The organism is Fischerella sp. JS2, from assembly GCF_032393985.1.
In the GTDB taxonomy this organism is placed as follows: domain Bacteria; phylum Cyanobacteriota; class Cyanobacteriia; order Cyanobacteriales; family Nostocaceae; genus Fischerella.
The window spans coordinates 3,187,387-3,213,966 of sequence record NZ_CP135918.1; the positions used below are offsets into that span (position 1 = coordinate 3,187,387).

Genomic DNA, 26,580 nt, shown 5'->3' on the forward strand with positions numbered 1-26,580 from the left:
AGATTTTATCGGTGTCCATCTGTGTCCATCTGTGTTCGTAATTAACCTTACTCAATCCCATGTTTAAAAACGTGGGTTCCCTTTGAAAAATCTTTTGCCAATCTTTACTCTACATTTTCTTATCCATCATGAAATCAAATTCATCGTCAGGCTTAGCATACCTAACTGCCAAGCGGAAGTCGCTAGGTTGGGATGTTTTCCACGCCCAGTGATACCACATTCTCTCATTTGCAGGAATTTCGTAGGACGCTAACTTTCCATCTTTCTCTATCGGTTTCCACTGATTTTCCGATTCATTATGTCCCTTGACTTGGAAACTAATAACAGGACCGTAGTATATCTGACAATAATTTTGTCCTCCGATTGGGCAAGATGAATCAGACGAGCTTTGATAAGAGACTACATGATTGTTGTAAGTATTTTGTACTGACTTAGCGCAAATTTTTCCCCGCCATTCTTTAATATTGTTCCATCTAGCGTAGTAGCGATAGCGGGGTTGTCCCCAGCACTGTCCATTAGCAGCAGGATTAAGACAGTCTGTTTTGAAAGCAGAATGATTATTGGGTGTTTTGTCTGTCCTGATAAATGGATTATTTGATAAAAATCCACCTGCTATTGAAGAGGTAAAGTTATCGTTATTACAAGCTAAATCCTCAGTTTGTGTCTGAGTTGATGGTGGTTGAGTAATAGTTTGGGTTGTATCTGTTTTTTGTTCTACAGCATCGCTAGGAAGGTTACGCAAAACACCGAGTTCAGGCATAGAGTCTTGGATTTCCGGGACATCTTCTACAGCATCCCGTGCTTGTACTATGGGAATATACACATTACTCACTGCTAAATTTGTGACTACAAAAATAGCAAAAGTGACAATAAAAATTGCCAAGATTCTAATTCTTCGCTTCATGGTCTAACTCCGTATTCTTAAGCAATTCAAAGTTTACTGAGTGCGGAGTTTGCGTACAGTATAGTAGCAGCGATAGAATAACAGAGGTCCATTTGAACCTTGGATAGCATAAGGTTTGCATACTACATAGGGTTCTTTAGAAGGATATGGAAGACAAAAATAAGGAAAGTCGCAAAGTTCTTTTGGATATGATTGACTTGGCTGGGAAGACAAACCATTAGGTTCAATAGGGATAGGGTTTACTGGGACTGTATTTCCAGTATTAGGCGTTTGAATCACCTGAGTTTGAGAGTAGGCTGCGGAAGCAGAGACAGCTAAAACAGTAGCTACGACAAAAGGAATGGACTGTTTAGGAAATTTCATGGTTTAACTGACTGAATAGAATAATTGGGTTTTGAATCAGAAAATTTGCTTTACAGGGTTCTGTCTCACCCGTGTTTGCACCTCTCCCTAACCCTAAACGCAAGCGCTTAGGGTGCGCGATAGTACAGGTGGTGTATTCTGTACCTCACAAAGAGTTGAAATCTGCTTGAAATATATGTGTTAGTAAAGGTGAGAAAGGTTCTGTAGCTAATCGGTTTTGGCTACACCAACTTGACTTTCTACGTTTTTAAGGTGGCTTACTTTACCTAAATGTCACAAGATCGGTTTCGGATCAGCAAGAGTTATAAGAACTGATCTTGACAATTGAACTTTTACGTAAATAGCAAATAAAAACGTGATTTCTAAATAGATATGCGATCGCAAAAGTTGTCTTTTGCAAGAATTATGTCTACTCTCAAACCATCTGTATATGGAAGAGCGAAAATTAAACAAGCAAGAATTGAAAAAGGCTGGACAATCGACAACCCCAAATGGCTTCAACAAGCAAGTAAAGTTTTAGGAACAGATTCGGAAGCAGAGGGTTTTTTTGCTGAGGGAATTTCTGAAGGAACTTGGAAACGTTTCTTAGCAGGAAAAGTGCCTATTAATGCTGGAGCTTTTAAAGCTTACTGTCAAGTTTTAGGATTGAACTGGAACGAAATAGTTGAACGCAACGGACAGCAGGATTGGGGAGAAGCACCCGATGTATCGATTTTCTTTGGTCGTATAGAAGAATTGCATACCCTCAAACAATGGATTGTTCAAGATAACTGCCGTTTGCTTTTACTTTTAGGCATGGGTGGAATCGGTAAAACTGCTCTTGCTGCCAAATTAGCACAGCAACTTCAAAATGAATTTGATTTTATTATCTGGCGAAGTCTTCGTAATGCTCCCTTAGTGGAAGAGGTGTTAGCGGAAGTAATTCATTTTTTCTCCAACCAACAAGAAACACAATTACCAAGCAGCTTGGATGGGAAAATCTTGCGGTTGATAAATTACCTACGTACTAGGCGCTGTTTTCTTGTTTTAGATAATATTGAAGCAGTGCTGCAAAGTGGCGATCGCGCTGGAGGTTATCGTCAAGGATACTCTGGCTATAGTCAACTGCTGCAATGTATTGCAGACACACGCCACAATAGTTGCTTAATCCTGACTTCTCGTGAAAAACCCCAAGGATTTGCGACATTTGAAGGCGAAAATTTACCCGTCCACAGCTTACAAGTAACTGGTTTACCTTTGAGTGCTGTTCGAGAAATTTTCTCTACTAAAGGGTCTTTTACTGCTTCAGAAACAGAATGGCAAGTTTTGATTTCTCATTATGCAGTAAATCCCCTGGCTTTAAAGATTGTAGCTTCTGCGATTCGGGACTGTTTTGATAGTAATATTTCCGAATTTTTAGAACTTTTAAATCAAGGTATATTTGTTTTTGATGATATTCGCAATTTATTAGATAGGCAATTTCAGCGTTTGAGTCAATTAGAAAAAGACATAATGTACTGGCTTGCTATTAATAGAGAGCCAATTACATTGGTAGAACTACAAGATGATTGTATTGCCAACATTCCCCAAAGTGAAATTATGCAGGCGATCGCTTGCTTGCAAAGGCGGTCATTAATTGAAAAGAAAGCTGCTTATATTACTCAACAACCTGTCGTCATGGAGTACGCGATCGCTCAATTTATCGAGCAAATTTCTACAGAAATAATTTCTGGACAACTGGAATTATTTACTACTCATGCTTTGGTCAAAGCTACTGCTAAAGATTATATTAAAGATAGTCAAATTTGCTTAATCTTACTACCAGTAATTGAGAAATTGCTTGCTAATTTTGGATCTCCCAACAATATTGAAAATCACTGTAGAGAAATTTTGGCACGATTAAGGAGTGAATCTTTAAAAGAAACAGGATACATCAGTGGTAATCTCATAAACTTGCTACGACAGTTAGAAATAGATTTAAGTGGTTACGACTTTTCCCAGCTTCGGGTTTGGCAAGCTAATCTTCAAGGAATAAAACTACATAATGTCGATTTTACTAATTCAGATTTAACAAAATCCGTTTTTTCTAAAATTTTGGTTGCCGTATTATCTTTAGCCCTAAGTCCAGATGGTAACTTGTTAGCGACAGGTGATGCTAATGGTAATGTTTACTTGTGGCAGGTGCAAACAGGAAAGCATCTTCTTACCTTAAGAGGACATACCAACCAAGTCTTTTCTGTTGCTTTTAGTCCTCAAGGAAATATTCTTGCCAGTGGCAGTTTTGATTCTTTATTAAAAATTTGGGATGTTAGCACTGGCAAAGAAATTAGAACTTGCACGGGACATAATCATGGAATATCTTCTGTTACTTTTAGTCCAGATGGTAAAGTTATCGCCAGTGCTGGACTAGATGGTCTAGTTAAACTCTGGGATGTGAGTACAGCAGCTTGCATAGATACTTTTTACGGACATAGTCATCAAGTACTTTCAGTTGCTTTTAGTCCTGTAGGTAAAATATTAGCCAGTGGTAGTTTAGACTGTTCTATCAAACTTTGGGATGTTCGCAGTGGCACAGAGATTAAAACTTTTTTTGTACACAATCACACCATATTGTCATTAGCCTTTAGCTGTGATGGTAAAACATTAGCTAGTGGTAGTTTAGACACCTCAATTAAACTTTGGAATATTCGTACTGCTCAAGAAATTAAAACTTTCACCGGACATACTCGTGGAATATTCTCTGTTGCATTTAGTCCCAATGGTAGTACTTTAGTTAGTGGTAGTGCCGACAAAACAGTGAAGCTATGGGATGTCATTACTGGTAACTGTCTAAAAACTTATACTGGACACACCAATACTGTCTCCTCAGTAGCATTTAATACGGAAAGTAGGATTATAGCCAGTGGCAGTACAGACCAAACAGTCAGGTTATGGGACGCTGATACTGGCATTTGCCTCAGAACTTGTAAAGGTTATAGTAACAATATATACTCTCTATCTTTTAGTCCAGACAGTGAAAAATTAGCCAGTGGCAATGCCGATAAAAAAGTAAGATTGTGGGATGTCAGAACTAGTAAATGCCTAAATACTTTGTCTGGACATACTTCTCAAGTTTTTTCCGTAGCATTTAGTTATGACGGAAAAACCTTGGTAAGTGGCAGTTTTGACTCCTCCGTTAAGCTTTGGAATGCTAGCACGGGAGAATGTTTAAAAACTTATCAAGGACATACTGACTGGGTACATTCAGTCGCATTTAGTCCTGACAGTAAAACCATAGCGAGTGGCAGTTTTGATAATTCTATAAAGCTTTGGGATGTTAGCAGTAATGTGGAAGTGAGAACATTCCAAGGACATAGCGAAGGAGTATTTGCAGTCGCATTTAGTAGGGACGGTAAAACATTAGCCAGTGGGAGTATAGATGCCTCAGTTAAACTTTGGCATATCAACAATGACACAGAAGTCAGGACATTAAAAGGGCATAGTAATTATGTCTTCTGTGTCGTCCAGAGTCCAGATGGTCGTACTCTGGCTAGTGGTAGTGCTGATCAGACCGTAAGACTCTGGGATATCAACACAGGTGAATGTCTTGACATTTGTGAAGGACATACAAGCTGGGTAACTTCCCTTGCCTTCAGCCCTTGTGGAAAAATCTTAGCTAGTGGCAGTGCAGACCAGTCAGTAAGATTGTGGGATATTAATACAGGTGAGTGTGTAGGCATTTATTATGGACACACTCAACCTGTGCAATCAGTTGCCTTCAGTCCTCAAGGCAAGATGGTCGCCACTGGCTCCCAAGATGAGACAATAAAAGTTTGGGATATCAAAACAGGTGAGTGCCTAAAAACTTTAACAACTCCTAGATTATATGAAGGCATGAATATTACAGGAGCTTATGGTTTAACAACAGCACAAAAATCTACCCTAATAGCTTTGGGTGCATTGGCTTAGATTTGTTACAGAATATTAGCACTCTCAGTAGATAGCATAATTGAGTATCAAACAGTAAACTAAAGTGACATAAGCCATTATTTTCTCCTCTTTGCCGAGAGGCATCATTCGCGGTTAGTTTAATCAAACCTCATGTTAGAAGGCTCCATACTCCAACAGCTGGAAATCGCTCATCGCCATAGTAAAAGACCGATTAGATTCGGTGTGTACTATAAAAATACCCTAGTCGCCCTATGTCATGCTCTAGAAGACCATATATTAAATGATGTCACCTCACCCTTGGTAATTACCGCCTTTGAACGAGGGAAATGGTATCTCCAAGAAGCAGAACGATACGCAGACATCGCCAAAAAATCACGTCAAGTAACTATCATGGCAGCCCCAGATACTGGCTGGGCAGAACATTCCACTAGTCAGTTACCTAATGTCAACTTAGTTGCTTTAGATCCGACTGATCCGGTAGCCCAAGAATGGCACTTGATTATCTTATCGCCAAAATACACAGCAATGGTAATTTGTCAAGAATTATCTGCTGCTGATTATGGTAGTTCTGGATTGCCTGGATCAGATTTAGAAAGAAAATTTTACGGCTTGTGGACATTTGAACCAGAATTAGTCAAAGAAACAGCCACCTTAGCGATCGCTCACATCCAACGCTACAATCCAGAATTAGCAGCAAAACTCACTGCTGATCAACAAGCTATTCAACCCAGCTTAGCTACATCAGAAGAATTAAGTGCAGTAGTATCTCGTGTAGTTGATTACCTCCAAACCGAACAGGTAAACATATCTGTTCCCACCACCATCCGCCACCAAGCCTTAGATAATAACTTAGTTTCTAATGAAATCCAGGCATTTTTGCGGATGGCGCAAATTATCGATGCTGCTGATATTACTAATCCAATGGCAGCAGCAGAAATTGTGGCATTAGTAGATACAATGGGGCAACTTTTGGATTTGCCCGCATGGCAAATAAAAAGATTGCGCTTAGCCGGATTGCTACACCGTATAGAGCCACTGCAAAGAGTAGAAAGTGTACTCACTCCCGGTATCACCACTTATTACCAAGAAGATGCACCCAGTTGTCCTTTAACTTGTCCTCTTGTACCAGGCGCGCAGGTACTGCGAACAATGCCCAGGCTACGAGCAGTAGCACAAATCATCACTCACCAAAGCGAGTGGTGGGATGGAACTGGTGAACCTGCCAGATTAGCTGGCGATGAAATTCCCCTAGAATCGAGAATTTTGGCACTCATTGTTGAATTTCAATGGCGAGTGCATCAAAAACAGTCATCTCAGTTGAGTCGTGAAGAAATCATTAATCAAGCTTTAGAAGAATGCAAACAACAATCGCGACGGTTTGATCCAAAACTGATAGATGCCTTAACACTATTAGTTATGGGCTTGCAACAAGGACTAGAGTTACCCATAATTACACCCAAAGCCAGTACAGGTATGTGGTTATTGGATTCTCGACTAGAGAGTGAAACTAAAAGCAGTGTAGAAATAAATCAGAATTCACGTATACAATGAACGCTTTTTTAACTTAGTAATTTGTTTCTATCGTAGTACAAATTTCCATTTATTCCTAGCGAATTCTACGTAGAGAAATTCTGCGTACCTCTGCGCCTACTCTGCGTCCCTTTGCGTTTCAAAAATTACGACTTTACCCAAAGCTGCACTTAATTGTTAAATAAATTTTTTAACTAACCACATGAACACCGAAGCCATTAAATCAGGAAAAATCAAGCACTTAGCAGGAGCTAATTTAGAAGACGAAGATTTATCAAACTTGGATTTAAACCGCATCAACTTTGCTGGTGCTACTCTTGTGGGTACAAATTTTGCTGCTTCTAAACTTGAAGGCGCCCATTTGGAAGGTACAAATTTAATGGGAGCAAACCTACAAGCAACTGATTTGCGTGCTAATTTAATGGGTGCGAACTTAATGCAAGCAGACTTGACAGGTGCTGACTTACGAGGTAGCAATTTACGTGGTGCTAATTTAATGGGGGCGAGACTGAGTGAAGTGTCTTTTGCTGGTGCTTTCCTCAGTGGTGCAAATTTGATGAATGTCAACTTACAAGGAGTTGACTTACGGGGTGCTGACTTACGAGGTGCTAACCTCACAGGGGCAAATCTCAAAGGCGCAGACTTAAGTCGTACAGATTTACAAGGGGCGTTGTTGAGTGAAGCAAATTTAGAAGAAGCAGATATGAGAGAGGCAAATTTGTCAGGAGCAAATTTGACGGGTGCAAATCTACTGTGTGCAGAGTTAGAAGGGGCAAATTTAAGTGGAGTGAATTTAGATCGGGCTTGTTTAGTGGGGACAATGGCTGAGGTTACTTCTTAAACAAAAGTAACTAAAATATTATTTTTTCAGTAATTAAACAGTTGAGCATTGATGTTGATTCATACAATCACATTAGCCTTTAGCTCTACTGGTTCAACCTTATGCTGGTCAATGGAACAATCCTGCGTAATCACTACCAGATAGTCCAACAACTCGGGAGTGGTGGATTTGCCGACACATATTTAGAAAAGATATGGATTTACCCACTTATGCCCAATGTGTGGTCAAACACCTAAAGCCAACCAGTCCCGATCCATCTGTTTTACCTATTGCCAGAAGATTATTTGAAACAGAAGCACAAGTTTTGTACCAATTAGGACAAAATGATCGAATACCAAGGCTGTTTGCTCACTTTGAAGAAAATGGTGAATTCTATTTAGTTCAAGAATTTGTTGATGGGCATGATTTGAGCAAAGAACTGACTCCTGGTAGGCGTTTTAGTGAAAATGAAGTTGTCAGACTGTTGCAGGAAACCTTGGAAGTATTGGCGATCGTCCATCAACGTAATATCGTCCACCGGGATATTAAACCCCAAAATTTAATGCGGCGTCGAAGTGATGGAAAAATTGTATTGATTGACTTTGGCGCAGTCAAAGAAATTGGCAGTTTAGCAATGAATACTCAAGGTCAGGTTAGATCTACCATTGCGATCGGTACTCCTGGTTATATGCCAACTGAACAAGCCAATCGTGACCCCAAATTATGTAGTGATATCTATGCAGTAGGAATGATTGGTATCCAAGCTCTCACAGGCTTAATGCCGCAACAGTTACTGCTGGATAATACAACAGGTGAACTGATTTGGCGCAATTATGTACAGGTGAGCGATAAGCTAGCCAATATTTTAACTAAGATGGTACGCTATCACTTTAGCCAACGCTACCAGTCTGCATCCGAGGCATTACAAGCGCTAAGTGCTATAATTCCACAGTCACAAACCCATTCACAACCTTTTGTATCTTCTACACTAACTACTATAGTTTCACAAATCCCCAAACCACTACTATGGGGAAGTTTAATTGGACTAGGTGGATTGGGAATAGGAGTTCTTTCTATTGTCGCTCTACTAAGTCGTTCTCCATCTCCACCACCTGTAACAACTTCAACTCCCACACCAATAGCTAGTTCTTCTACACCAACAGATACATCAACTACAGCACCAATCTTACCTGCCTCTTCAGAAAATATTAATTTTGCCATACAACCACAATTTGATGGTGTTGGTGAGTTTTCTGAAGGGCTGGCGCAAGTACAAATAGATGGCAAGTGGGGCTATATTGACAAGAGTGGAAATGTAGTAATTCAACCACAGTTTGATGAAACTGATAAATTTTCTGAAGGACTAGCAAGAGTTTGGATTTCAGGACAAAACTGGGGTTATATCGATAAGACTGGAAAATTTGTCATCACTCAGCAATTTACCAAAGACAATGCAAATAATTTTTCTGAGGGGCTAGCAAGGGCATGTGTTGTCAGTACTTGTGGCTTTATTGATAAAACAGGGAGTTTCGTAATTGAGAGAAAATTCGCTGGTGCTGCTGATTTCTCCGAAGGGCTTGCAGCAGTAAAGACTAGGGGAAAATGGGGCTTTATCGATAAGAGCGGTAACTTTGTTATTCAACCACAATTTAATAATGCCGGGTATTTCTCTGAAGGGCTTGCAGATGTAACGATTGCTGACAAATCTGGTTACATTGACAAAAACGGCAAAGTGGTTATCAAGCCAATATTTGATGACAATTACAAATTCTCTGAAGAGCTAGCATCGGTAAAGATTGATAGCAAATGGGGTTATATTGACAAGACAGGGAACGTCATCATCAAGCCAATATTTGCAGATACTTACAATTTTCACGAAGGACTAGCGGCAGTCAAAACTGATGGCAAATATGGTTATATCAATAAGAGTGGCAACTTTGTAATTCAACCAACATTTGATCAGGTTGGAAACTTTTCTGAAGGATTGGCATGGGTGGGATTGAATGGTAAGTATGGCTATATTCGCAATCCTTTAAAGAGTTAGTGATTAGGTCAATAATATCCCTAATGCCGAGCAATTTTATTTCTGCAAGCAGCTTGATGTATCATGAAATAAAAAAGTAGGTTTGCAAGTGAAATATAGCCTGTACTTAACAGCAACAGTCTCACTTGGAAATAAAATCGAAATTCAAGATCTAAACCTTATAGAAGGACATACTGTTGAAATTGCGATGAATTGTGATTATTATTTCGCAGTCTGATACCTCAACTTCGTTCATGCATTCAAAATAAAGTTACTGGATTTATTTATGGGGATTATCTTGTTATTTTTATTTTAAATTCTAGATGCTTGTCCCCTCATCCACAATGCCAAAACGCCCATCAACACTAACCCCATCACCCCCATCAAAGGATTCTTATTTACCCCAGTCACCCAATCAGGAACCCGATTCGTATATTCAATCAATCCCCCAACATTAATGATGTAATAACCCCAAACTAAACCACCATGCAAACCAATAGGTAAACCCAAACGCCCCCTACGCCAGCGCTTTCCCCATACCTGGGTCAACCCCAGCAGCACTAAAGCAGGGAGTTGTGGCAATGTGTGAATAATTGCTTCCACTGGCTTAATAAAATGCGATACCCCAAAAATAATTGCATTTGTCCAAAGTGCTACACGGGGAGAATAATCTCGCTGCAACTCATCCAACAACCAACCTCGAAATAACAATTCTTCAGCAAACCCAACACCCAAACCTGTGAGGGAACCTTCTAATACTACTTTTAATAAAAAAACTTTGGGTTGTTGCCATACCAATAAACCTAGCAAACCTTCTAAACCAAATAAAATTAAAATACTAACAAATCCAATAGCCAAACCCCTTACTAAATCTACGCCATTTAATCGCGTAAATTGTAAACCGTAGTGCTGAAAAATTTGGGGTTGTTTGTAAACTTGCTGACTCCATATTTTTAGTAAAACAATAAATTCTATATACAGTAGTACCATTGTCATAATACTGACTAAATTGACATTAGGCACTAGTAAATATATTGGTATGGCAAAAGGCAACCAAAGTACTAATAAAGCCAAAATAAAACAACCCAGCCTGATGAATACAGAATGCCGGGCTATAGAAGCAAGGTTTATTTTCATACCAAGTTGGATAGAATGTTAGGAATTTAAGTTAGTTTATCTCACTGAGAAACCAACTTGGTTTTAAAATTTATTAGTGATCGAATTGTTTACTGATAACTGTTTACTGATAACTGATTTATTCTTCTGGTTCAATTGTGCTGGTCAAGCCATGATTTTTTAATGTCTCACAATAAAACTCAGCAGGTTCCTGAGCGCAGGTAATAACTAAAGCAAGACCGTTGCTATGGGCTTCCATCATAATGCTAACAGCCTGAGGTTGAGTCAGGCTGGGCACGGTGGTTAATAGAACCTGTACCACATACTCCATAGTGTTGTAGTCGTCGTTATGGAGCAAAACGCGATACTGAGGCGCTAGTTTTCTGGATGTTGAACGCTTCTGTTGGGTTTCGACTGACACGGCTGTTTGCTCTTTTGGTTATTTACTACAACAAATTTTTTATCTAAAGGTTGTTTACTAGAATTAGCTTCACAGTTACTTAAACTATTGTATAGCAATGAAAAGGTTGTTGGTAGTTATTGGTTGATGGTTGTTAGTGATTAGTGGGTACAGACGCGAGGAACATCGCGTCTGTACATTAGTGGTTATTCTATACTCCCCACACTCCACCCTACGGGAAGCCGATGGGCGCGTCTACACTCTCCCTACACTCCCCACTCTCCCGTGTCCCCCTGGTCTTCCTTCCAATCCCCAATCCCCGACTCCGACCCTTGTCCTCCCCTTCCCCTATCCCCAGATTGCTATTGCCTATGCTAGCTTTTAATAAAAGAGCAGCAGCACAATGATTGCCACTGACGAAGCTATGTAAATATGGAGATTACACCTAATTTTCAACCAGGGCAAATAGTATCTTTAGAGCATGATGATAGTAAACTATATGTGGAAGTTATTCAAGTTGTGATTTCTCGTCAGTTGTGCTGGGTACGTCCTTTGCTGTTATTGGTCAAATCTTCGGAACCTCCAATCATTAATGATTTACGTGAAGCGTCTGACCTACTTTGGCCTATAAATTTATTTCGACCAGCTTTAGATACAGAAGTCATTGATCTATTGAGTCAGGTATTAGCAAAAGAACCAAAACCTGAACTAGACTCCCCTGCTAAACAGCTACTTCATCAGTTTATTCATAAGGTTTGGCAAGCTTATAAGAAAGGATGTACAGGCTAGTAGCGTTGTGTGAGATAAAAAATTATGCTTCACTTGAATGAAGCAAAACACTACATACTTAAAGCTTTGCAGTTTATATCTAGAAATACGCAAAATTTCTCATGTCTCTATGAAAATAGAATATCTTAGCTATCTTAATTCACCTTGGACATAATTTCTAAATAATAAAGCTTTAAGCTTTGATAATGGGTTTATAATCTCATCTGAGATAAAGATTAGCTCAAGCTACAAAAATAAATAATCGTTAAGATTCTAGACACACTTCTAAACTGCTCACACTACAAAAGAAAATCTAAAACTCTTTTTCCCCAAACAAAGCGTGCCTTGTGCTTAATTTTCAATCTTGAAATATTTTTTACAACAAAATATCAGCAAACACTGCTGTTACTAAGACTTATATTACCAAATTCCTAAGCTTGATTATTTACAGTTACTTTTTAAGTATTATTAGTAACATAAAGTACTGTAATAGTAAGTATTTTTTTAGATATTTGGCACTAATTGGATACGCCCAGCATCCATTTCTGCCATTAACAATTCCAATGCTTCATAATCAATGTCAGAGATGTAACCCATTTCTGTTAGTTCTGAGTTGATTTCATTTTCTATTTCCGGAGTTAATTTTTTTATTAGAAGCGCTCTTTCTACTAGTTGACGAATAACATATCTAGTTTTCATACGTAATTAACCAACCAACTTTATATAGTTATTATCCCAGCCACAATTTTGTATAAAATGTGATCTGACACGTAGGTTAGCAGTGATCTGAATCACACCTTAGGAGTGATTTGATTCGCGATCGCCTCCTGCATCTATCACATGGTTGAAGTGCAGGTAGAACCTTTAACATTGCTTGAATGTTGGCATTTACCAAACTTTAGTAATAACTGATTGAAAACTAAGGGACATGGCAAGCAATAATATTTAATCTTTATTTTAACAAAAGTATACTTAAATACATTTTCTTTGGGATTTGACAATCTTTAAACAGAAATATTAGACCAATAAAGATTCCACAAAGAGAAGTAATACAAATGGTCGATGTAGGCAGAAAGAGTATATGGTCAAATACATCTATCTTCCATTATTCAAAAAATTTACATTACATTTAGGATGACACTATGCAAGCGGTGCTTAAGAATCCAACAATTACGGTCATTCGTCCTCAGGGCAGTTTAAATGCTGCTAATGCTCTGGAATTTAAACAAGATTTAATAAAAGCACTGGCACAAAATACAAGCAGTAGATTGCTGGTAGATTTGGAGCAAGTAGAAGCATTAGATAGTGCTGGCTTAATGGCGCTGGTATCTGCACTCAAGTTTGCTCAAGACTTAGGAAGACAATTTAGCCTTTGCTCGGTTTCCCCATCTCTGAGAATTGTATTTGAACTTACTCAACTCGATAAAGTTTTTGAAATATTTTGAAGGTAAAGTAGCATTTTAAGTCGCTTCTCACTCACTTTTAAGTTGATTGGCATGAAAAAATTTTGTAAACACTAATTAACACTCTGAAATTACCTAATCAATGCTAAGGTTGGAGGTGAGTAATACCAATTTTGGATTTGAGATTTGACATTTTGGGTTAAGATTCTTTAGCAGAAGGCTGTTCAGCGAATCTCAAATGTTTTAATCTAGTCCAGGTTGGTGTCAAAGTAATTTATTTAAAATAGCTAGAAGAATAGCACAGTGGCTATTGCAGTTGAAAAACTAATCACCTCAGATATCATCAAACCAGGTCGTTACCTGGGTAATGAGCGTCTGGCAATACACAAGCCGTGGGGAACGGCAGTGATACGTTGGGTATTGACTTATCCCGAAGTATACGAAGTAGGAGCCTCTAATTTAGGGCATATCATTCTCTATAACATTTTAAATGCCCAACCACGTCAATTATGCGATCGCGCTTACCTACCAAATCCAGACTTAGCGGCTAAATTGCGGACAACCAAAACGCCATTATTTGCCGTTGAGTCAAAGCGATCGCTTACAGAATTTGATATTTTGGGTTTTAGCCTCAGTTATGAACTTGGTGCTACCAATATTTTAGAAATGTTGGATTTGGCTGGTATTCCCCTGACCTGGAAAGAAAGAAATGAAAGGACAAGGGAGATAAGGAAACAAGGGGGACGACTTGGAGGACATGGGAGCATTCCCCAATCCTTTTGTTATCCGTTAATTTTTGCTGGTGGACAGACAGCGACATCCAATCCCGAACCCTACGCCGATTTCTTTGACTTTTTCGCCTTAGGGGACGGTGAAGAACTTCTGCCAGAAATTGGTTTAGTTTTAGAAGAAGGTAAACAAGCAGGCTTAAGTCGGCAAGAACTCTTGCTAGACTTGGCACAAATACCGGGTGTATACGTTCCCCAGTTTTACAATATGGCTGCGGATGGTTCTGTACATCCCAACCGGCCAGATGTACCCAAACGGATTTTGCGACGAGTTGCTACGCCCATTCCTGCTTATTCGATTGGGTTAGTTCCTTACGTCGAGACAGTCCATGATCGCTTGACGATTGAAATTCGACGCGGTTGTACTCGTGGTTGTCGCTTCTGCCAACCCGGAATGCTTACCCGCCCAGCACGGGATGTGGAACCAGAAAAGGTGGTGGCAGCAATTGAGAAGGGAATGCGGGAAACTGGGTACAACGAATTTTCTTTACTCTCTTTGAGTTGTTCTGATTATTTGTCCCTGCCAGCAGTGGGCATGGAAATCAAAAATCGCCTCAAAAATGACAATATTTCTCTTTCTCTGCCCAGCCAGAGGGTAGACAGATTTGATGAAAATATCGCTAATATTCTGGGTGGAATGCGACAAAGTGGTCTAACCTTTGCCCCAGAGGCTGGCACTCAAAGAATGCGAGATATTGTCAACAAGGGTTTGACGAATGAAGAGTTATTACGGGGTGTAAAAACAGCTTGGGAACAAGGCTGGGACAAAATCAAGTTATATTTCATGATCGGTTTACCAGGGGAAACCGATGCAGATGTGTTGGGTATTGCTGAAACAGTCAGTTGGTTACAACGGGAATGTCGGGCGAAGGGTAGGAAACCAATGGCATTCAATTTGACAATTTCTAACTTTACACCCAAGCCCCATACGCCATTTCAGTGGCACTCGGTTGCTAGTGCTGAGTTTGAACGTAAGCAAAAGTTGCTGCAACAAGAATTCCGCCGCATGAAAGGCGTGAAGGTAAACTTTACCGATGTGCGGCTGTCAGCGATGGAAGATTTTATCGGTAGAGGCGATCGCTCTCTTGGTAAAGTTTTACATCGGGCCTGGGAATTAGGTGCAGGTATGGATTCCTGGTACGACAGCATCGAGCGTGCATACAATGCTTGGGGAGTTGCGATCGCTGAAGCTGGCCTCAGTTGGAAATACCGCCAAGTTGAGAATGGCGAGTGGAATTTGTTTGGGACAGAGGAGATCAGGGGACAAGGGGGACAAGAAGGAGAAATTGCTTCCTTGTCTTTCCTCACTCCTCACACTCCTCACACTCCACTCCCTCCCTCCCTCAACAAACCCCTACCATGGGACCATATAGACACTGGTATCGACAAAAAATGGCTAAAAGAAGACTTAAAACGCGCCCTAGAAGCTGCGATCGTTCCTGATTGCTCATTTGATGGTTGTTCTCACTGTGGTGTCTGCGGCACAGACTTTGGTCATAACATTGTCATTCCCCCACTACCAATCCCAGAATTTGCGGGACAGTTTGTACCTAATACTACTAGAGTTCAAAGACTACGGGTATGGTTTGGCAAACAAGGCGATATGGCTCTGATTAGCCACCTCGATATAATGCGCTTGTTTGATCGAGCCATGCGGCGAGCTGGATTGCCAATTGCTTTTACAGGTGGGTATCATCCATCACCCCGGATTTCTGTGGCTTCGGCTTTGCCTTTGGGAGCTACCAGTAGTGGTGAAATTGTGGATTTTGAGTTAACTCAGCGACTGGATGTGGATACTTTTCGCCAAAGATTGGTAGATGTACTATCTAGTGATATACCTATATATGATGTGGTAGAGCTGGATTTAAAAGCTCCTGCTGCTACCCAAGGGCTAGAAGCTGCTGAGTATGTACTTAAGATCGCTGTACCAGAATCATCAACAGCATCACAATGGCAAGAATGGCTGAATACAATTACACAAAAAAGTGAGCTTTGGTATGAGCAAACTACTAAGTCAGGCAAAACTCAGTTAGTAAATCTGCGCGATCGCTTATTTGAGATGGAATTGCTGGAAATTACTAATGTCGATGCACAATCAGCAGTGAGTTTGCGTTATTTGGGTAGTTGTCGTCCAGATGGTACGCTGTTGCGTCCAGAACAAGTTCTGTTTATGCTAGAACAAGTGTCTGGTAAAGAATTACAACTACTGCAAATCCATCGCCGTCGTTTGCTGTTGCGCGACTAGTTCATACTTTCAGGGGTAACTTGCTATTTAGTTACCCCTCAATTTTGGACATGGGGAATTGATTTTTAACAAGGTTGCGTTAGAATGATATGAAGAGAATTTTCTGGCGCTGCATTGAGTTATTTGGTTCACAATCCTGGTACTCAGGGTTTGAAAGCAAAGATTTAGAGAGCAACATCTAGGATTTTATCCCAGACCACCACCAGGCAGATTCAAGAACACTCTCTCTTGATGGCTACCTTGTGAATCAGTGACTACATAAAAGGCTCCGTCGGCTTCTCTCAACTTTATGATTTTTAACACACATGCTGAATGCCTAATTCTTAGAGAATGAGTGCATTGCATTAAAAATTAACCATGGACGGGTGATTAAATTGCTTAAATAATATGCAGCCGTTCTGGAAAAATCGGGCGTGTAAACGCATTTTCTCAGTCGATAGCTCTTTAAGTGTGGGCTTTGGTTCGCAGTTTTTACTAACAGCAGCGCCTGTTTGGGCTTGCAGGGGCAATAGGGACAACGTGCCCCCAAGTCTATTTTTGCTGCCAATTTTTGAGGAAATTGAATGCCAAAACAAATTATTATCGCGGAGCAGCATCAAATAGCTGCCGTCTTTTCTGAAGATCAAATACAAGAATTAGTTGTTGCTACAGGTCATCACCAAATTGGTGATATCTACTTAGGAGTAGTAGAAAATGTATTACCTGGGATAGATGCTGCTTTCGTAAATATCGGCGACCCAGAACGCAACGGATTTATTCACGTTACAGACTTAGGCCCATTACGGCTCAAGCGTACAGCAGCAGCCATCACAGAATTACTAGCACCACAACAAAAAGTATTAGTGCAAGTAATGAAGGAGCCAACAGGGACAAAGGGGCCAAGGCTTACAGGAAACATTACCTTACCCGGACGTTACGTCGTACTCATGCCCTACGGACGGGGTGTAAATTTATCCCGCCGAATCAAAAATGAAAATGAACGTAACCGCTTACGGGCATTAGCAATTTTAATTAAACCTGCGGGGATGGGTTTGTTGGTTCGCACCGAAGCAGAAGGCAAACCAGAAGAAGCAATCATTGAGGATTTAGAAAACCTACAAAAACAATGGGAAGCTATTCAACAAGAAGCAGTTTCTACCCGCGCCCCTGCACTCCTCAACCGGGATGATGACTTTATCCAGCGTGTATTGCGCGATATGTATGGTGCGGATGTCAACCGCATAGTCGTAGACTCTAGTACTGGTTTAAAACGGGTGAAGCAGTATTTGCAAAACTGGAGTGGTGGACAAGTACCACAAGGATTGTTAATTGACCACCACCGCGATCGCACAGCAATTTTAGAATACTTCCGGATCAACGCTGCGATCAAAGAAGCCCTCAAACCTAGAGTAGACCTTCCTTCTGGTGGTTACATTATCATCCAACCCACCGAAGCATTAACAGTGATCGATGTCAACTCTGGTTCATTTACGCGATCAGCAACAGCCAGAGAAACAGTGTTATGGACAAACTGCGAAGCTGCCACAGAAATAGCCCGCCAGCTACGTTTACGGAATATTGCTGGTGTGATAGTCGTTGACTTCATTGATATGGAAACACGACGTGACCAACAGCACGTCCTGGAACACTTTAACAAAGCCTTGAAAGCAGACAAAGCCCGTCCTCAGATTGCTCAATTAACTGAACTAGGTCTAGTAGAACTCACCCGCAAGCGTCAAGGTCAAAATATTTACGAATTGTTTAGCGAACCTTGTCAAACCTGTGGTGGTTTAGGACATGTTGTGCATTTACCTGGAGAAACAGAAAGCCGTTCCATCGCATCACCAGCCGAATTACCAGAACGCTTTGTATCTTTGCCTCAAAGAGAACCCCGTCTGCCGTCTCCTCGCTTGAGTGAACCACGGGATAGTTACGAAGGATTCGGGGAAGGATACGAACACGATACCGATTTAGGTGGATTGAATCTTAGCAACCATCCCAGCTATCAAGAAATTAGTGATAGCAAGAGACGTCGTCGTCGTCGCATTGGTCTAAATGGCGGTAATGGTAAAGAAGAGCCACGCATCAATGGCAACCCATTATCACTGGTGAATGAGCCAGATATGGACATTGATGCAGACAGAGACTTAGTAGAGACTTCTGATCTACCAATACCTAATATTAATAAATCAGGTTGGGTGGAAAGAGGAGAACGAGCTAAAATCTCAAGACCGGAGATAGTCAAACCAGTGGTAGAACCACCAGAGATTGTAACTGTGGAAATGACACCACCGGAACAAGATGTCTACGCTTTAATGGGAGTTTCACCATTGGTGAAGTTGAACCGGGAAGTGAGAAATCCCAAGTCTGTAATTATTAACGTCACTTTGCCTGGTCAAGCTGCTACTATGCCCACACAAACAACTCCGGAAGTAATTGCTCAAACGGCAACTAGCACCATAGAGGCTCCGCTAGAAACAGAACCATCACCACCAGTAGCAACTGAGACATCTGACTTGCCTATGATGGCAGATGAAACAGAAGCTACTACCACTACTGTTGTCCGTCGTCGTCGCCGTCGTTCTTCTGCTTTGGAGACAGATTCAACAGATGAAAGCTAAAGCTAAAAGTTCAAAACATTGAATATGGCCAAGCTCAAGCCAGATAAAGCTTCTGTTGATTTGCCAACACTTCAGCAGCAAGCTAGTTGGCTAGAATTCTCCGCGTTTTCAGACATCTGTGGGCCAGTTGCAGGTGTGGATGAAGTAGGGCGGGGCTGTTTGTTTGGGCCTGTAGTTGCAGCAGCAGTGATATTACCAAATGATGCTCTGCCTGCACTGATAGCAGCAAAAATTAAGGATAGTAAAAAGCTGTCTAGCTCTCGCAGAAGTCAGCTAGCTCAACATATCCACTCTGCTGCTATTGACTGTAAAATAGGCTTTGCTTCAGTTGTTGAAATTGACCAAATAAATATTTTGCAAGCTACACTTTTAGCGATGAAGCGAGCAGTGCTGAAGCTAAAGGTGCAGCCTACACTCTGCTTAATTGATGGTAAGCAATCAATTAAAGATTTGCCACTCCTGCAACAAAATATTGTCAAGGGAGACGAGCGATCGCTGGCTATTGCTGCTGCTAGTATAATTGCTAAGGTGTGGCGAGACGACTTAATCGTGCGACTTGCCTCTAAATATCCTATGTACGATTTAGAGCAAAATAAGGGTTATGGAAGTCCAAAACATTTACTAGCACTGCAAGAACATGGGCTTTCACCTTTACATCGCAAGTCTTTTCGTCCTTGCCGAATTTAATGGACAAGGCAAAGGGAAGAAGACGCGGAGAATGTTTGCTCTACTCTGAAAATAAGGCAGAAGGCACCAGGGCAGAAGGCAGAAGGAATAAAGATTTTCATCGGGGTGCTATGTACTAAAAGTTCATGACCCACTACATTCCCTTTTCCTTCTCCTCCTTGTCTTCATTGTCCCCCGTGTCCCCCTTGTCCCCCGTGTCCCGCTTCCCTTGTCCTCCTACCAGTCTCGACGATGATTACTCAATATTTAAAATGGGTAACTCTGGACTTTGCTCATCGCTAATTAGCTTTCCTGGTTGGATTTGTAGCATTACCCAGCGACGATAATCAGCTATTAATTGATGTAACAGTCTTTGCTTGATCGTTAAGAGTACACTTTTCAATAAACCATTGCCAGTGGTTTCTAAAATTGTTTTGGGAGTAAAGGAAAATGGTGGTGGTAACTCTACCTCTACTTCTAAATCCGCTCTACCTCGTAAATGAGTGCCAGTGTTGAATTGATATGGTGATAAATACCCTTTTAAATTGAGATTGAAGCGCTGGTTAATATACTCAATGCCAAGGATTTCACAACCTTGCGATCGCAAATGAATTTTACCATTAGATTCTGCCCAAACTTTCATATCTACAGTAGGCTGAATACTGAGTGACATAAAAGCAAGGGGACGCATTTTTAAACGAAAAATATCATCAGCTAAGGGCTGAATTCGATTCGTGTCTACTAATGCATAGACCAGACGTTGAGGCTGACGCAAGTAGTGCTGAATGGGAATAGGCTGTTGTGGAACAGCAATTTCTACCGATTGGGAAGCGGTAAATTTGGTAGACATGCGTTCATGAAAATAATTGTTTTATAATTCTATTATTTTTTAATTTTTGGAGTTTTTGATAAAAATGAGGGTGAGGAGACTAAAAATTTTTTTGAATCTATATTAACTGAGAGTTCTATATTTATAGATAAAAAAATTTATATTTTAATTGCTTTGTAATTCTATTTGCAGCTAGATAATTATAGGTTATAAAGTGTATTCTATCAAGTATTAGGTGCAAATTTCCCTATTCAAGTTTTTATTCTCAACAGAGATTGAAAAAGCATCTACCAAATCTGAAGTGTAGACTTCATGCAAAGTAATTTTAGCAGTTTGGATTTGGGATAGAAGCCTCTATTCCCTAAATAACTTTCTTTAGCATCGCTAGCTTTTGCGAGGCTAAACAGACTTACATTTTCAATAAAACCTCATGACTTTATCGATCGCACATTTAGGCCCCCCTGGCACTTACGCAGAGCAAGCAGCACTTCTGTATGTCAGCTGGTTGAGCAAAAATCAAGGACTTAAGGCTATCTTATGTCCTTATCCTAGTATTGCCCAAACACTGCGAGCTGTCGCCCAATCTCAGGTACACCTGGCTGTTGTACCTGTAGAAAATTCGATTGAAGGCAGTGTGACTATGACTATGGACACCCTATGGCAACTGGACAATTTACAAATTCAGTTGGCTTTGGTGATACCAATTGTTCACACTTTGATTTCCTGCGCTCATAGCCTAGAAAGCATTAAAACAGTTTACTCTCACCCGCAAGCTTTAGCACAATGCCAAAAATGGTTGGAGGAATTTCTCCCAAGTGTACAGGTAATTCCTACTAATTCTACAACCGAAGCATTGCAAACACTCAAGCAAGATTTGACAGCAGCAGCTATCTCCTCTGAACGAGCAGCACAACTTTACAATTTACCCGTATTAGTCAACGGCATTAATGATTACCCAGAAAACTGTACTCGCTTTTGGGTAGTAAGTCAGAGTGATATGCCTAATAGCGATCAAAAATCTTCTCTCAAAATTAGCCACACTTCGCTAGCTTTTAGCGTTGGCGCTAATGTACCGGGGGCCTTAGTTAAGCCACTACAAGTATTTGCTCAATTAGGTATTAATCTCAGTCGAATTGAGTCTCGCCCTACAAAGCGATCGCTAGGGGAATATTTATTTTTTATCGATGCAGAAGCAGACACATCTCAACTACAAATGCAATCTGCCTTACAAGAATTAACTCAATACACAGAAATACTAAAAATTTTTGGCAGTTATGGTGTTTTGCCTGTGGGTTAGTTGTTAGTTGATAGTGGTTAGTGGTAACTACTAACTACTAACTACTCACAACTTCTGATTAAAAGTGTCTTTGAGAACAGTACGAGCTGCTAAGTGATTACGAGTAGAAGTCAAAATTTCTGTTTCCCGTTCTAAACGAGCAACAGTGTCTTGCATTTCTAGCAACGTTTGCTGCTCTAGAGGTACACCCAAAAGATTACTTGCTACCCAATAAGATAATTCTAGAGGTAAATCAGGTAAATCTTCTGGTAGTTCGATCTGTTGTTCGGTTAATTTAGCTGACAGACGCACAACATCTCGTAACAACTGACTCAGTTCGTTAGCCAAAGGGCGCAAATCTTTTGTAGGTGGGTAATCTTCAATCCATTCGACTAAACCAACAGGGTAAGGCTTCTCACGCACATACTCTAAAACACGAAACCTTTGTTGCCCCAAAGTGATCATTTTCATCCGGTCATCTTGTAGTCGCTGACAATGAATAATTTCAGCACAACAACCGACATTTGCGATCATGCCTTTGACCGGATCAACCATGAGTACACCAAACCTGCGATCGCTTTCCAGAATAGTGTTCATCATAATTCTGTAGCGAAATTCAAAGATGTGCAGGGGTAACTGCTTTGTGGGGAACAAAACTACTTCTGACAAAGGGAACAGAGGTAGCTCACGAACGGCAATTTTAGAAGAGGATGTCATTTTTACCTTGTTACGACTTTGGTATAAGTTTTATCTGATGATTCTCTTTAAAATATTCTTTTATTTTTTGCTTTTGCCGTACTACGTCTACATTCTATCATTTGTTTCCCAGCTAAGAAAAAGCCCTGAAGATATATCTTTCAGGGCAAGGTAAATATTCACACCTTTTTGTTAGTAGTTAGTGGTTAGTGGTTAGTGGGTAAACTACTAACTACTAACTACTAACCAATAACCATTAACTAATTTAGAGTTTTACTTCAATATCCACACCTGAAGGCAAATCCAGTTTCATCAAAGCATCAATAGTTTTAGAAGAAGGCTGATAAATATCAATAATGCGGCGATGGGTGCGGGTTTCAAAGTGTTCTCGTGAGTCTTTATCCACGTGTGGCGATCGCAGCACACAGTAGATCCGGCGTTTTGTAGGTAAGGGAATAGGGCCAATCGCTGTAGCATTGGTACGATTTGCTGTATCTACAATCTTCTCGCAAGATGTATCTAGTAAGCGACGGTCAAATGCTTGTAAGCGAATTCTAATCTTTTGCTGCTGCAAAGTAGCCATTTTTCGGTTGTCCTGGTTCGGTTCTGTTCTAGAGATTTTAGATTTTGCGAAAAGTTTGAGCTAGGGCTTGGGGCGTACTCTACCTTGAAGCCGAGAAAGCGGGCGTCTACAAAGTAGCGTCCCAGAGGGAACCTCAAAGCTTTTCAAGAGAGATTTTGGATTTTGGATTGAATCTAAAATCTAAAATCCAAAATTTTATTGGGGGAATATAAAGGAGCAGAGAGGAATTATACCACCTCTGCTCCTTGTTTAATCAAGATCAACAGATGCTATTTGACAATCTTGGAAACAACGCCAGCACCGATGGTACGACCACCTTCACGGATAGCGAAGCGCATTCCTTGTTCGATAGCGATCGGGTTGATCAGTTCCACTGTCATCTTGATCCGGTCTCCGGGCATAACCATTTCTGCGGCACTGCCGTCATCGGAGGTAAAGGTCTTGATAGTGCCAGTTACGTCGGTTGTCCGTACATAGAACTGGGGACGATAACCTTCAAAGAAAGGAGTTTTACGACCACCTTCTTTCTCAGTGAGAACGTACACTTCCCCTTCAAATTCAGTATGAGGAGTGATAGAACCAGGCTTAGCAATTACCATGCCCCGTTCAATATCAGTTTTTTGGACACCGCGCAACAGTATACCAGCGTTATCCCCAGCCATACCTTCTTCGAGACTCTTCTTGAACATCTCGATACCAGTGACGGTGGTAGCACGAGTTGGTTTAATACCAACCAGTTCCACGTTATCGCCGATTTTAACTTTACCCCGTTCAATACGTCCGGTTGCTACTGTACCACGACCTGTAATTGAGAACACGTCTTCTACAGCCATCAAGAAGGGCTTGTCAACATCACGCTCTGGTGTGGGAATATAAGCATCTACAGCATCCATCAGTTCGTAGATTTTATCTACCCACTTGTCTTCACCCTTCTGTGTTTTGGGGTTAGCTGTCATTTTTTCCAGGGCTTGTAGACCAGAACCTTTAATTACTGGGATGTCGTCACCAGGAAAATCATAGCTGGAAAGTAGTTCACGAACTTCTAACTCTACCAGTTCCAACAATTCTTCGTCATCCACCATATCTTCTTTGTTTAAGAAGACAACTAGGTTGGGTACACCTACCTGACGTGCTAGTAGAATGTGTTCACGGGTTTGAGGCATTGGGCCATCTGCCGCAGAAACCACGAGAATTGCACCATCCATTTGCGCTGCACCAGTGATCATGTTCTTCACATAGTCAGCGTGTCCAGGACAGTCCACGTGAGCATAGTGACGATTTTCTGTCTCATACTCAACGTGAGCGGTATTAATGGTAATACCCCGCGCTTTTTCTTCTGGTGCGTTATCGATTTGATCGTAACCTTTACCAGTGGCTTTACCGATCGCAGCCAAAGTCATGGTAATAGCTGCTGTTAATGTGGTTTTACCGTGGTCAACGTGGCCAATAGTGCCGATATTAACGTGGGGTTTAGTCCTTTCAAACTTTGCGCGTGCCATGAATGCTCGTTTCCTTTTTTAATTAAGCGTTCCCTTTGCTTTTAGCTATGATTGCCTCAGCCACGTTGCGAGGCACTTCATCGTAGTGGCTAAATTCCATCGAGAATATGCCTCGGCCTTGGGTCTTCGACCGGATGTCAGTGGCGTAGCCAAACATTTCTGCCAATGGGACTTTAGCAGTCACTTTGGCGATACCCTGCTCGGAACCCATCCCCTCAATTTGTCCACGACGGGAATTGAGGTCGCCCATCACATCCCCAAGGAAGTTTTCGGGAACTTCAACCTCAACTTTCATCATAGGCTCTAAAAGGACGGGTGAAGCTTTCATTACAGCTTCTTTCATTGCCATTGAGCCAGCGATTTTGAAGGCCATTTCCGAGGAGTCCACTTCGTGGTAAGACCCATCAACCAGCGTCGCTTTGACGTCAATTAGTGGATATCCAGCTAGGATACCTGATTCACAGGTTTCTTTCATACCTGCTTCTACTGGCGAGATGTACTCTTTCGGTACAGCACCACCAACAATCTTGGAGACGAATTCAAAGCCGCTTCCTGGTTCTCCGGGTTCTAGGTCAATTACAACATGACCATACTGACCTTTACCACCGCTTTGACGGATGAATTTTCCTTCAATTCTGCTGACGTGTTTGCGAATAGTTTCACGGTAAGCTACTTGTGGCGCACCAACATTAGCTTCTACCTTGAATTCCCGCAACATCCGGTCTACCAGAATTTCTAGGTGCAACTCTCCCATTCCAGCAATCACGGTTTGGTTGGTTTCCGGATCGACGTTGACGCGGAAAGTCGGATCTTCTTCGGAGAGAGATTGTAAAGCTTTGGACAATTTGTCCATGTCGTTTTTGGTTTTGGGCTCTACCGCTACCGAGATTACAGGCTCTGGAATGAATAGAGATTCCAGAATTACTGGTGAACTTTCATCAGTGAGGGTGTCACCTGTTAAAGTCTCTTTTAGACCTAGTGCGGCTCCCAAATCCCCTGCTCTGAGTTCATCTACGTCAATCCGGTCATCTGCCTTCAAAACCACCAAACGAGAAATTCTTTCTTTCTTGTTCTTCGTGGCGTTAAGGACGTAGCTACCCTTTTTCAAAACGCCAGAATAAACACGAACGAAAGTCAGACGGCCGTAAGGGTCAGCCATAATCTTGAACGCGAGCGCTGACAGGGGTTCGTTGTCATCAGCATGACGTTCCACTGTTTCGCCATTGGGCAGTGTACCTTGAATTGCGGGTACGTCAGGGGGGGCAGGTAAGTAATCTACTACTGCATCCAGCAGTAACTGTACACCTTTGTTTTTGAAGGCAGAACCACAAAGCATGGGTACAATCGTACCAGCAATCGTGCCTTTACGCAGAGCAGTACGAATTTCTTCCTCAGTGAGTTCCTCACCTTCAAAGTACTTGGTCATCAAGTCGTCATCGGTTTCAGCTACCGCTTCAATTAGCTTGGTACGGTACTCTTCGACCAATTCCTGCATGTCTGCGGGAATGTCCTCTTCCTTGATGTCTGTTCCTTGGTCATTGCTGTAGATATACGCCCGCATCTTCACTAGATCAACTAAACCCAGGAAATCACTTTCGCTACCGATAGGCAGTTGAATAGGAATAGCGTTAGTCCGCAAGCGATCGCGCACCTGTTCGTAAACTTTGTAGAAGTTCGCGCCCGTGCGATCCATCTTATTAACAAAGACGATACGCGGAACCTTGTAGCGATCCGCTTGCCGCCATACTGTTTCTGTTTGCGGTTGCACACCACCTACAGAACATAAAACTGTAATTACACCATCCAAAACACGCATGGAACGTTCCACTTCAATTGTGAAGTCTACGTGTCCTGGAGTGTCGATAATGTTAATTTGATGATCTCTCCAACTGCTACTAATGGCAGCAGCTGTAATAGTAATTCCCCGCTCTCGCTCCTGATCCATCCAGTCAGTGACAGCGGTTCCCTCATGGACTTCACCAATTTTATGAATTATGCCAGAGTAAAATAAAATTCTCTCTGTTGTTGTTGTCTTGCCCGCATCTATATGCGCCGCAATACCGATATTGCGTACTTTCTCTAGCGGGTTCGTACGTGCCACAGCTGCCTCCTATACTTTTCGCCTCATGATATCTTGTATATTACACTTTGTTAAGATTCTA

Annotated in this window: 20 protein-coding genes; 10 read left to right on the top strand and 10 right to left on the bottom strand. The window is 41.3% G+C overall.

What is annotated here, in order from left to right:
• Positions 1–109 precede the first annotated feature (109 nt).
• Both RS893_RS13430 and RS893_RS13435 read right to left on the bottom strand, forming a co-directional pair.
• Positions 110–904: a hypothetical protein gene (locus tag RS893_RS13430; protein ID WP_315791602.1), complete on the bottom strand. Its 795-nt coding sequence runs from the start codon at positions 902–904 to the stop codon at positions 110–112.
• 33 nt (positions 905–937) lie between these two features.
• Complete coding sequence (locus RS893_RS13435; protein WP_315791603.1) at positions 938–1,267, bottom strand: hypothetical protein; 330 nt, start codon at positions 1,265–1,267, stop codon at positions 938–940.
• Between the two features lie 405 nt (positions 1,268–1,672).
• Between RS893_RS13435 and RS893_RS13440 the strand changes: the two genes are divergently transcribed.
• The 4 genes from RS893_RS13440 (at position 1,673) to RS893_RS13455 (ending at position 9,570) form a co-directional block, all read left to right on the top strand.
• The gene (locus RS893_RS13440; protein ID WP_315791604.1) at positions 1,673–5,194 is read left to right on the top strand and encodes an NB-ARC domain-containing protein; all 3,522 of its coding nucleotides are present in this window, start codon (positions 1,673–1,675) and stop codon (positions 5,192–5,194) included.
• A 132-nt stretch (positions 5,195–5,326) separates the two neighbouring features.
• Positions 5,327–6,727, top strand: a complete 1,401-nt coding sequence (locus RS893_RS13445; RefSeq protein WP_315791605.1) for a DICT sensory domain-containing protein — start codon at positions 5,327–5,329, stop codon at positions 6,725–6,727.
• 181 nt (positions 6,728–6,908) lie between these two features.
• Entirely contained in the window at positions 6,909–7,547 is a 639-nt protein-coding gene (locus RS893_RS13450; RefSeq protein WP_315791606.1) for a pentapeptide repeat-containing protein, read from the top strand.
• A 193-nt stretch (positions 7,548–7,740) separates the two neighbouring features.
• Positions 7,741–9,570, top strand: a complete 1,830-nt coding sequence (locus RS893_RS13455) for a WG repeat-containing protein (RefSeq protein WP_396336448.1) — start codon at positions 7,741–7,743, stop codon at positions 9,568–9,570.
• 291 nt (positions 9,571–9,861) lie between these two features.
• Here the strand turns inward: RS893_RS13455 and RS893_RS13460 are convergent, their stop codons facing one another.
• Positions 9,862–10,686 (bottom strand): type II CAAX endopeptidase family protein, encoded by an 825-nt coding sequence (locus tag RS893_RS13460; RefSeq protein ID WP_315791607.1) that lies wholly within the window; start codon positions 10,684–10,686, stop codon positions 9,862–9,864.
• Positions 10,687–10,804: 118 nt separating this feature from the next.
• A complete protein-coding gene (clpS, locus tag RS893_RS13465; protein ID WP_009456056.1) occupies positions 10,805–11,086 on the bottom strand; it encodes an ATP-dependent Clp protease adapter ClpS in 282 nt (93 codons plus the stop codon).
• 411 nt (positions 11,087–11,497) lie between these two features.
• Here clpS and RS893_RS13470 point away from each other — a divergent pair, with 411 nt between their 5' ends.
• A complete protein-coding gene (locus tag RS893_RS13470) occupies positions 11,498–11,854 on the top strand; it encodes a hypothetical protein (protein ID WP_315791608.1) in 357 nt (118 codons plus the stop codon).
• A 483-nt stretch (positions 11,855–12,337) separates the two neighbouring features.
• Here the strand turns inward: RS893_RS13470 and RS893_RS13475 are convergent, their stop codons facing one another.
• The gene (locus RS893_RS13475) at positions 12,338–12,532 is read right to left on the bottom strand and encodes a hypothetical protein (RefSeq protein ID WP_062243040.1); all 195 of its coding nucleotides are present in this window, start codon (positions 12,530–12,532) and stop codon (positions 12,338–12,340) included.
• A 443-nt stretch (positions 12,533–12,975) separates the two neighbouring features.
• On the opposite strand from RS893_RS13475, the gene RS893_RS13480 reads away from it, so the two are divergent.
• The 4 genes from RS893_RS13480 (at position 12,976) to RS893_RS13495 (ending at position 19,556) form a co-directional block, all read left to right on the top strand.
• Complete coding sequence (locus tag RS893_RS13480; RefSeq protein WP_315791609.1) at positions 12,976–13,278, top strand: STAS domain-containing protein; 303 nt, start codon at positions 12,976–12,978, stop codon at positions 13,276–13,278.
• Positions 13,279–13,539: 261 nt separating this feature from the next.
• Complete coding sequence (locus RS893_RS13485) at positions 13,540–16,269, top strand: TIGR03936 family radical SAM-associated protein (RefSeq protein ID WP_315791610.1); 2,730 nt, start codon at positions 13,540–13,542, stop codon at positions 16,267–16,269.
• Positions 16,270–16,832: 563 nt separating this feature from the next.
• Positions 16,833–18,869 carry an Rne/Rng family ribonuclease gene (locus RS893_RS13490; protein WP_315791611.1) on the top strand — a complete coding sequence of 679 codons (2,037 nt, stop codon included), beginning with the start codon at positions 16,833–16,835 and terminating at the stop codon, positions 18,867–18,869.
• A gap of 24 nt (positions 18,870–18,893) precedes the next feature.
• Positions 18,894–19,556, top strand: a complete 663-nt coding sequence (locus tag RS893_RS13495) for a ribonuclease HII (RefSeq protein ID WP_315791612.1) — start codon at positions 18,894–18,896, stop codon at positions 19,554–19,556.
• A 235-nt stretch (positions 19,557–19,791) separates the two neighbouring features.
• Here the strand turns inward: RS893_RS13495 and RS893_RS13500 are convergent, their stop codons facing one another.
• Entirely contained in the window at positions 19,792–20,385 is a 594-nt protein-coding gene (locus tag RS893_RS13500; RefSeq protein WP_315791613.1) for a DUF1997 domain-containing protein, read from the bottom strand.
• A 409-nt stretch (positions 20,386–20,794) separates the two neighbouring features.
• Between RS893_RS13500 and pheA the strand changes: the two genes are divergently transcribed.
• On the top strand, positions 20,795–21,661 hold the full coding sequence (gene pheA / locus RS893_RS13505; RefSeq protein WP_315791614.1) for a prephenate dehydratase: 867 nt from the start codon (positions 20,795–20,797) through the stop codon (positions 21,659–21,661).
• 45 nt (positions 21,662–21,706) lie between these two features.
• Here pheA and RS893_RS13510 read toward each other — a convergent pair whose 3' ends face one another.
• From RS893_RS13510 to fusA, 4 genes are all read right to left on the bottom strand, one after another.
• Positions 21,707–22,357, bottom strand: coding sequence for an LON peptidase substrate-binding domain-containing protein (locus RS893_RS13510; RefSeq protein ID WP_315791615.1), 651 nt, complete (start codon positions 22,355–22,357; stop codon positions 21,707–21,709).
• Positions 22,358–22,601: 244 nt separating this feature from the next.
• On the bottom strand, positions 22,602–22,919 hold the full coding sequence (gene rpsJ / locus RS893_RS13515; RefSeq protein ID WP_008232935.1) for a 30S ribosomal protein S10: 318 nt from the start codon (positions 22,917–22,919) through the stop codon (positions 22,602–22,604).
• A 269-nt stretch (positions 22,920–23,188) separates the two neighbouring features.
• Positions 23,189–24,418, bottom strand: a complete 1,230-nt coding sequence (tuf, locus tag RS893_RS13520; protein ID WP_315791616.1) for an elongation factor Tu — start codon at positions 24,416–24,418, stop codon at positions 23,189–23,191.
• 22 nt (positions 24,419–24,440) lie between these two features.
• A complete protein-coding gene (gene fusA / locus RS893_RS13525; RefSeq protein WP_315791617.1) occupies positions 24,441–26,519 on the bottom strand; it encodes an elongation factor G in 2,079 nt (692 codons plus the stop codon).
• Positions 26,520–26,580 lie beyond the last annotated feature (61 nt).

Excerpts from the sequence above, each read along its gene's own strand:
- RS893_RS13430 (WP_315791602.1), bottom strand. The coding sequence starts at position 904 with ATGAAGCGAAGAATTAGAATCTTGGCAATTTTTATTGTCACTTTTGCT.
- RS893_RS13435 (WP_315791603.1), bottom strand. The coding sequence starts at position 1,267 with ATGAAATTTCCTAAACAGTCCATTCCTTTTGTCGTAGCTACTGTTTTA.
- RS893_RS13440 (WP_315791604.1), top strand. The coding sequence starts at position 1,673 with ATGTCTACTCTCAAACCATCTGTATATGGAAGAGCGAAAATTAAACAA.
- RS893_RS13445 (WP_315791605.1), top strand. The coding sequence starts at position 5,327 with ATGTTAGAAGGCTCCATACTCCAACAGCTGGAAATCGCTCATCGCCAT.
- RS893_RS13450 (WP_315791606.1), top strand. The coding sequence starts at position 6,909 with ATGAACACCGAAGCCATTAAATCAGGAAAAATCAAGCACTTAGCAGGA.
- RS893_RS13455 (WP_396336448.1), top strand. The coding sequence starts at position 7,741 with ATGGATTTACCCACTTATGCCCAATGTGTGGTCAAACACCTAAAGCCA.
- RS893_RS13460 (WP_315791607.1), bottom strand. The coding sequence starts at position 10,686 with ATGAAAATAAACCTTGCTTCTATAGCCCGGCATTCTGTATTCATCAGG.
- RS893_RS13470 (WP_315791608.1), top strand. The coding sequence starts at position 11,498 with ATGGAGATTACACCTAATTTTCAACCAGGGCAAATAGTATCTTTAGAG.
- RS893_RS13475 (WP_062243040.1), bottom strand. The coding sequence starts at position 12,532 with ATGAAAACTAGATATGTTATTCGTCAACTAGTAGAAAGAGCGCTTCTA.
- RS893_RS13480 (WP_315791609.1), top strand. The coding sequence starts at position 12,976 with ATGCAAGCGGTGCTTAAGAATCCAACAATTACGGTCATTCGTCCTCAG.
- RS893_RS13490 (WP_315791611.1), top strand. The coding sequence starts at position 16,833 with ATGCCAAAACAAATTATTATCGCGGAGCAGCATCAAATAGCTGCCGTC.
- RS893_RS13495 (WP_315791612.1), top strand. The coding sequence starts at position 18,894 with ATGGCCAAGCTCAAGCCAGATAAAGCTTCTGTTGATTTGCCAACACTT.
- RS893_RS13500 (WP_315791613.1), bottom strand. The coding sequence starts at position 20,385 with ATGTCTACCAAATTTACCGCTTCCCAATCGGTAGAAATTGCTGTTCCA.
- pheA (WP_315791614.1), top strand. The coding sequence starts at position 20,795 with ATGACTTTATCGATCGCACATTTAGGCCCCCCTGGCACTTACGCAGAG.
- RS893_RS13510 (WP_315791615.1), bottom strand. The coding sequence starts at position 22,357 with ATGACATCCTCTTCTAAAATTGCCGTTCGTGAGCTACCTCTGTTCCCT.
- rpsJ (WP_008232935.1), bottom strand. The coding sequence starts at position 22,919 with ATGGCTACTTTGCAGCAGCAAAAGATTAGAATTCGCTTACAAGCATTT.
- tuf (WP_315791616.1), bottom strand. The coding sequence starts at position 24,418 with ATGGCACGCGCAAAGTTTGAAAGGACTAAACCCCACGTTAATATCGGC.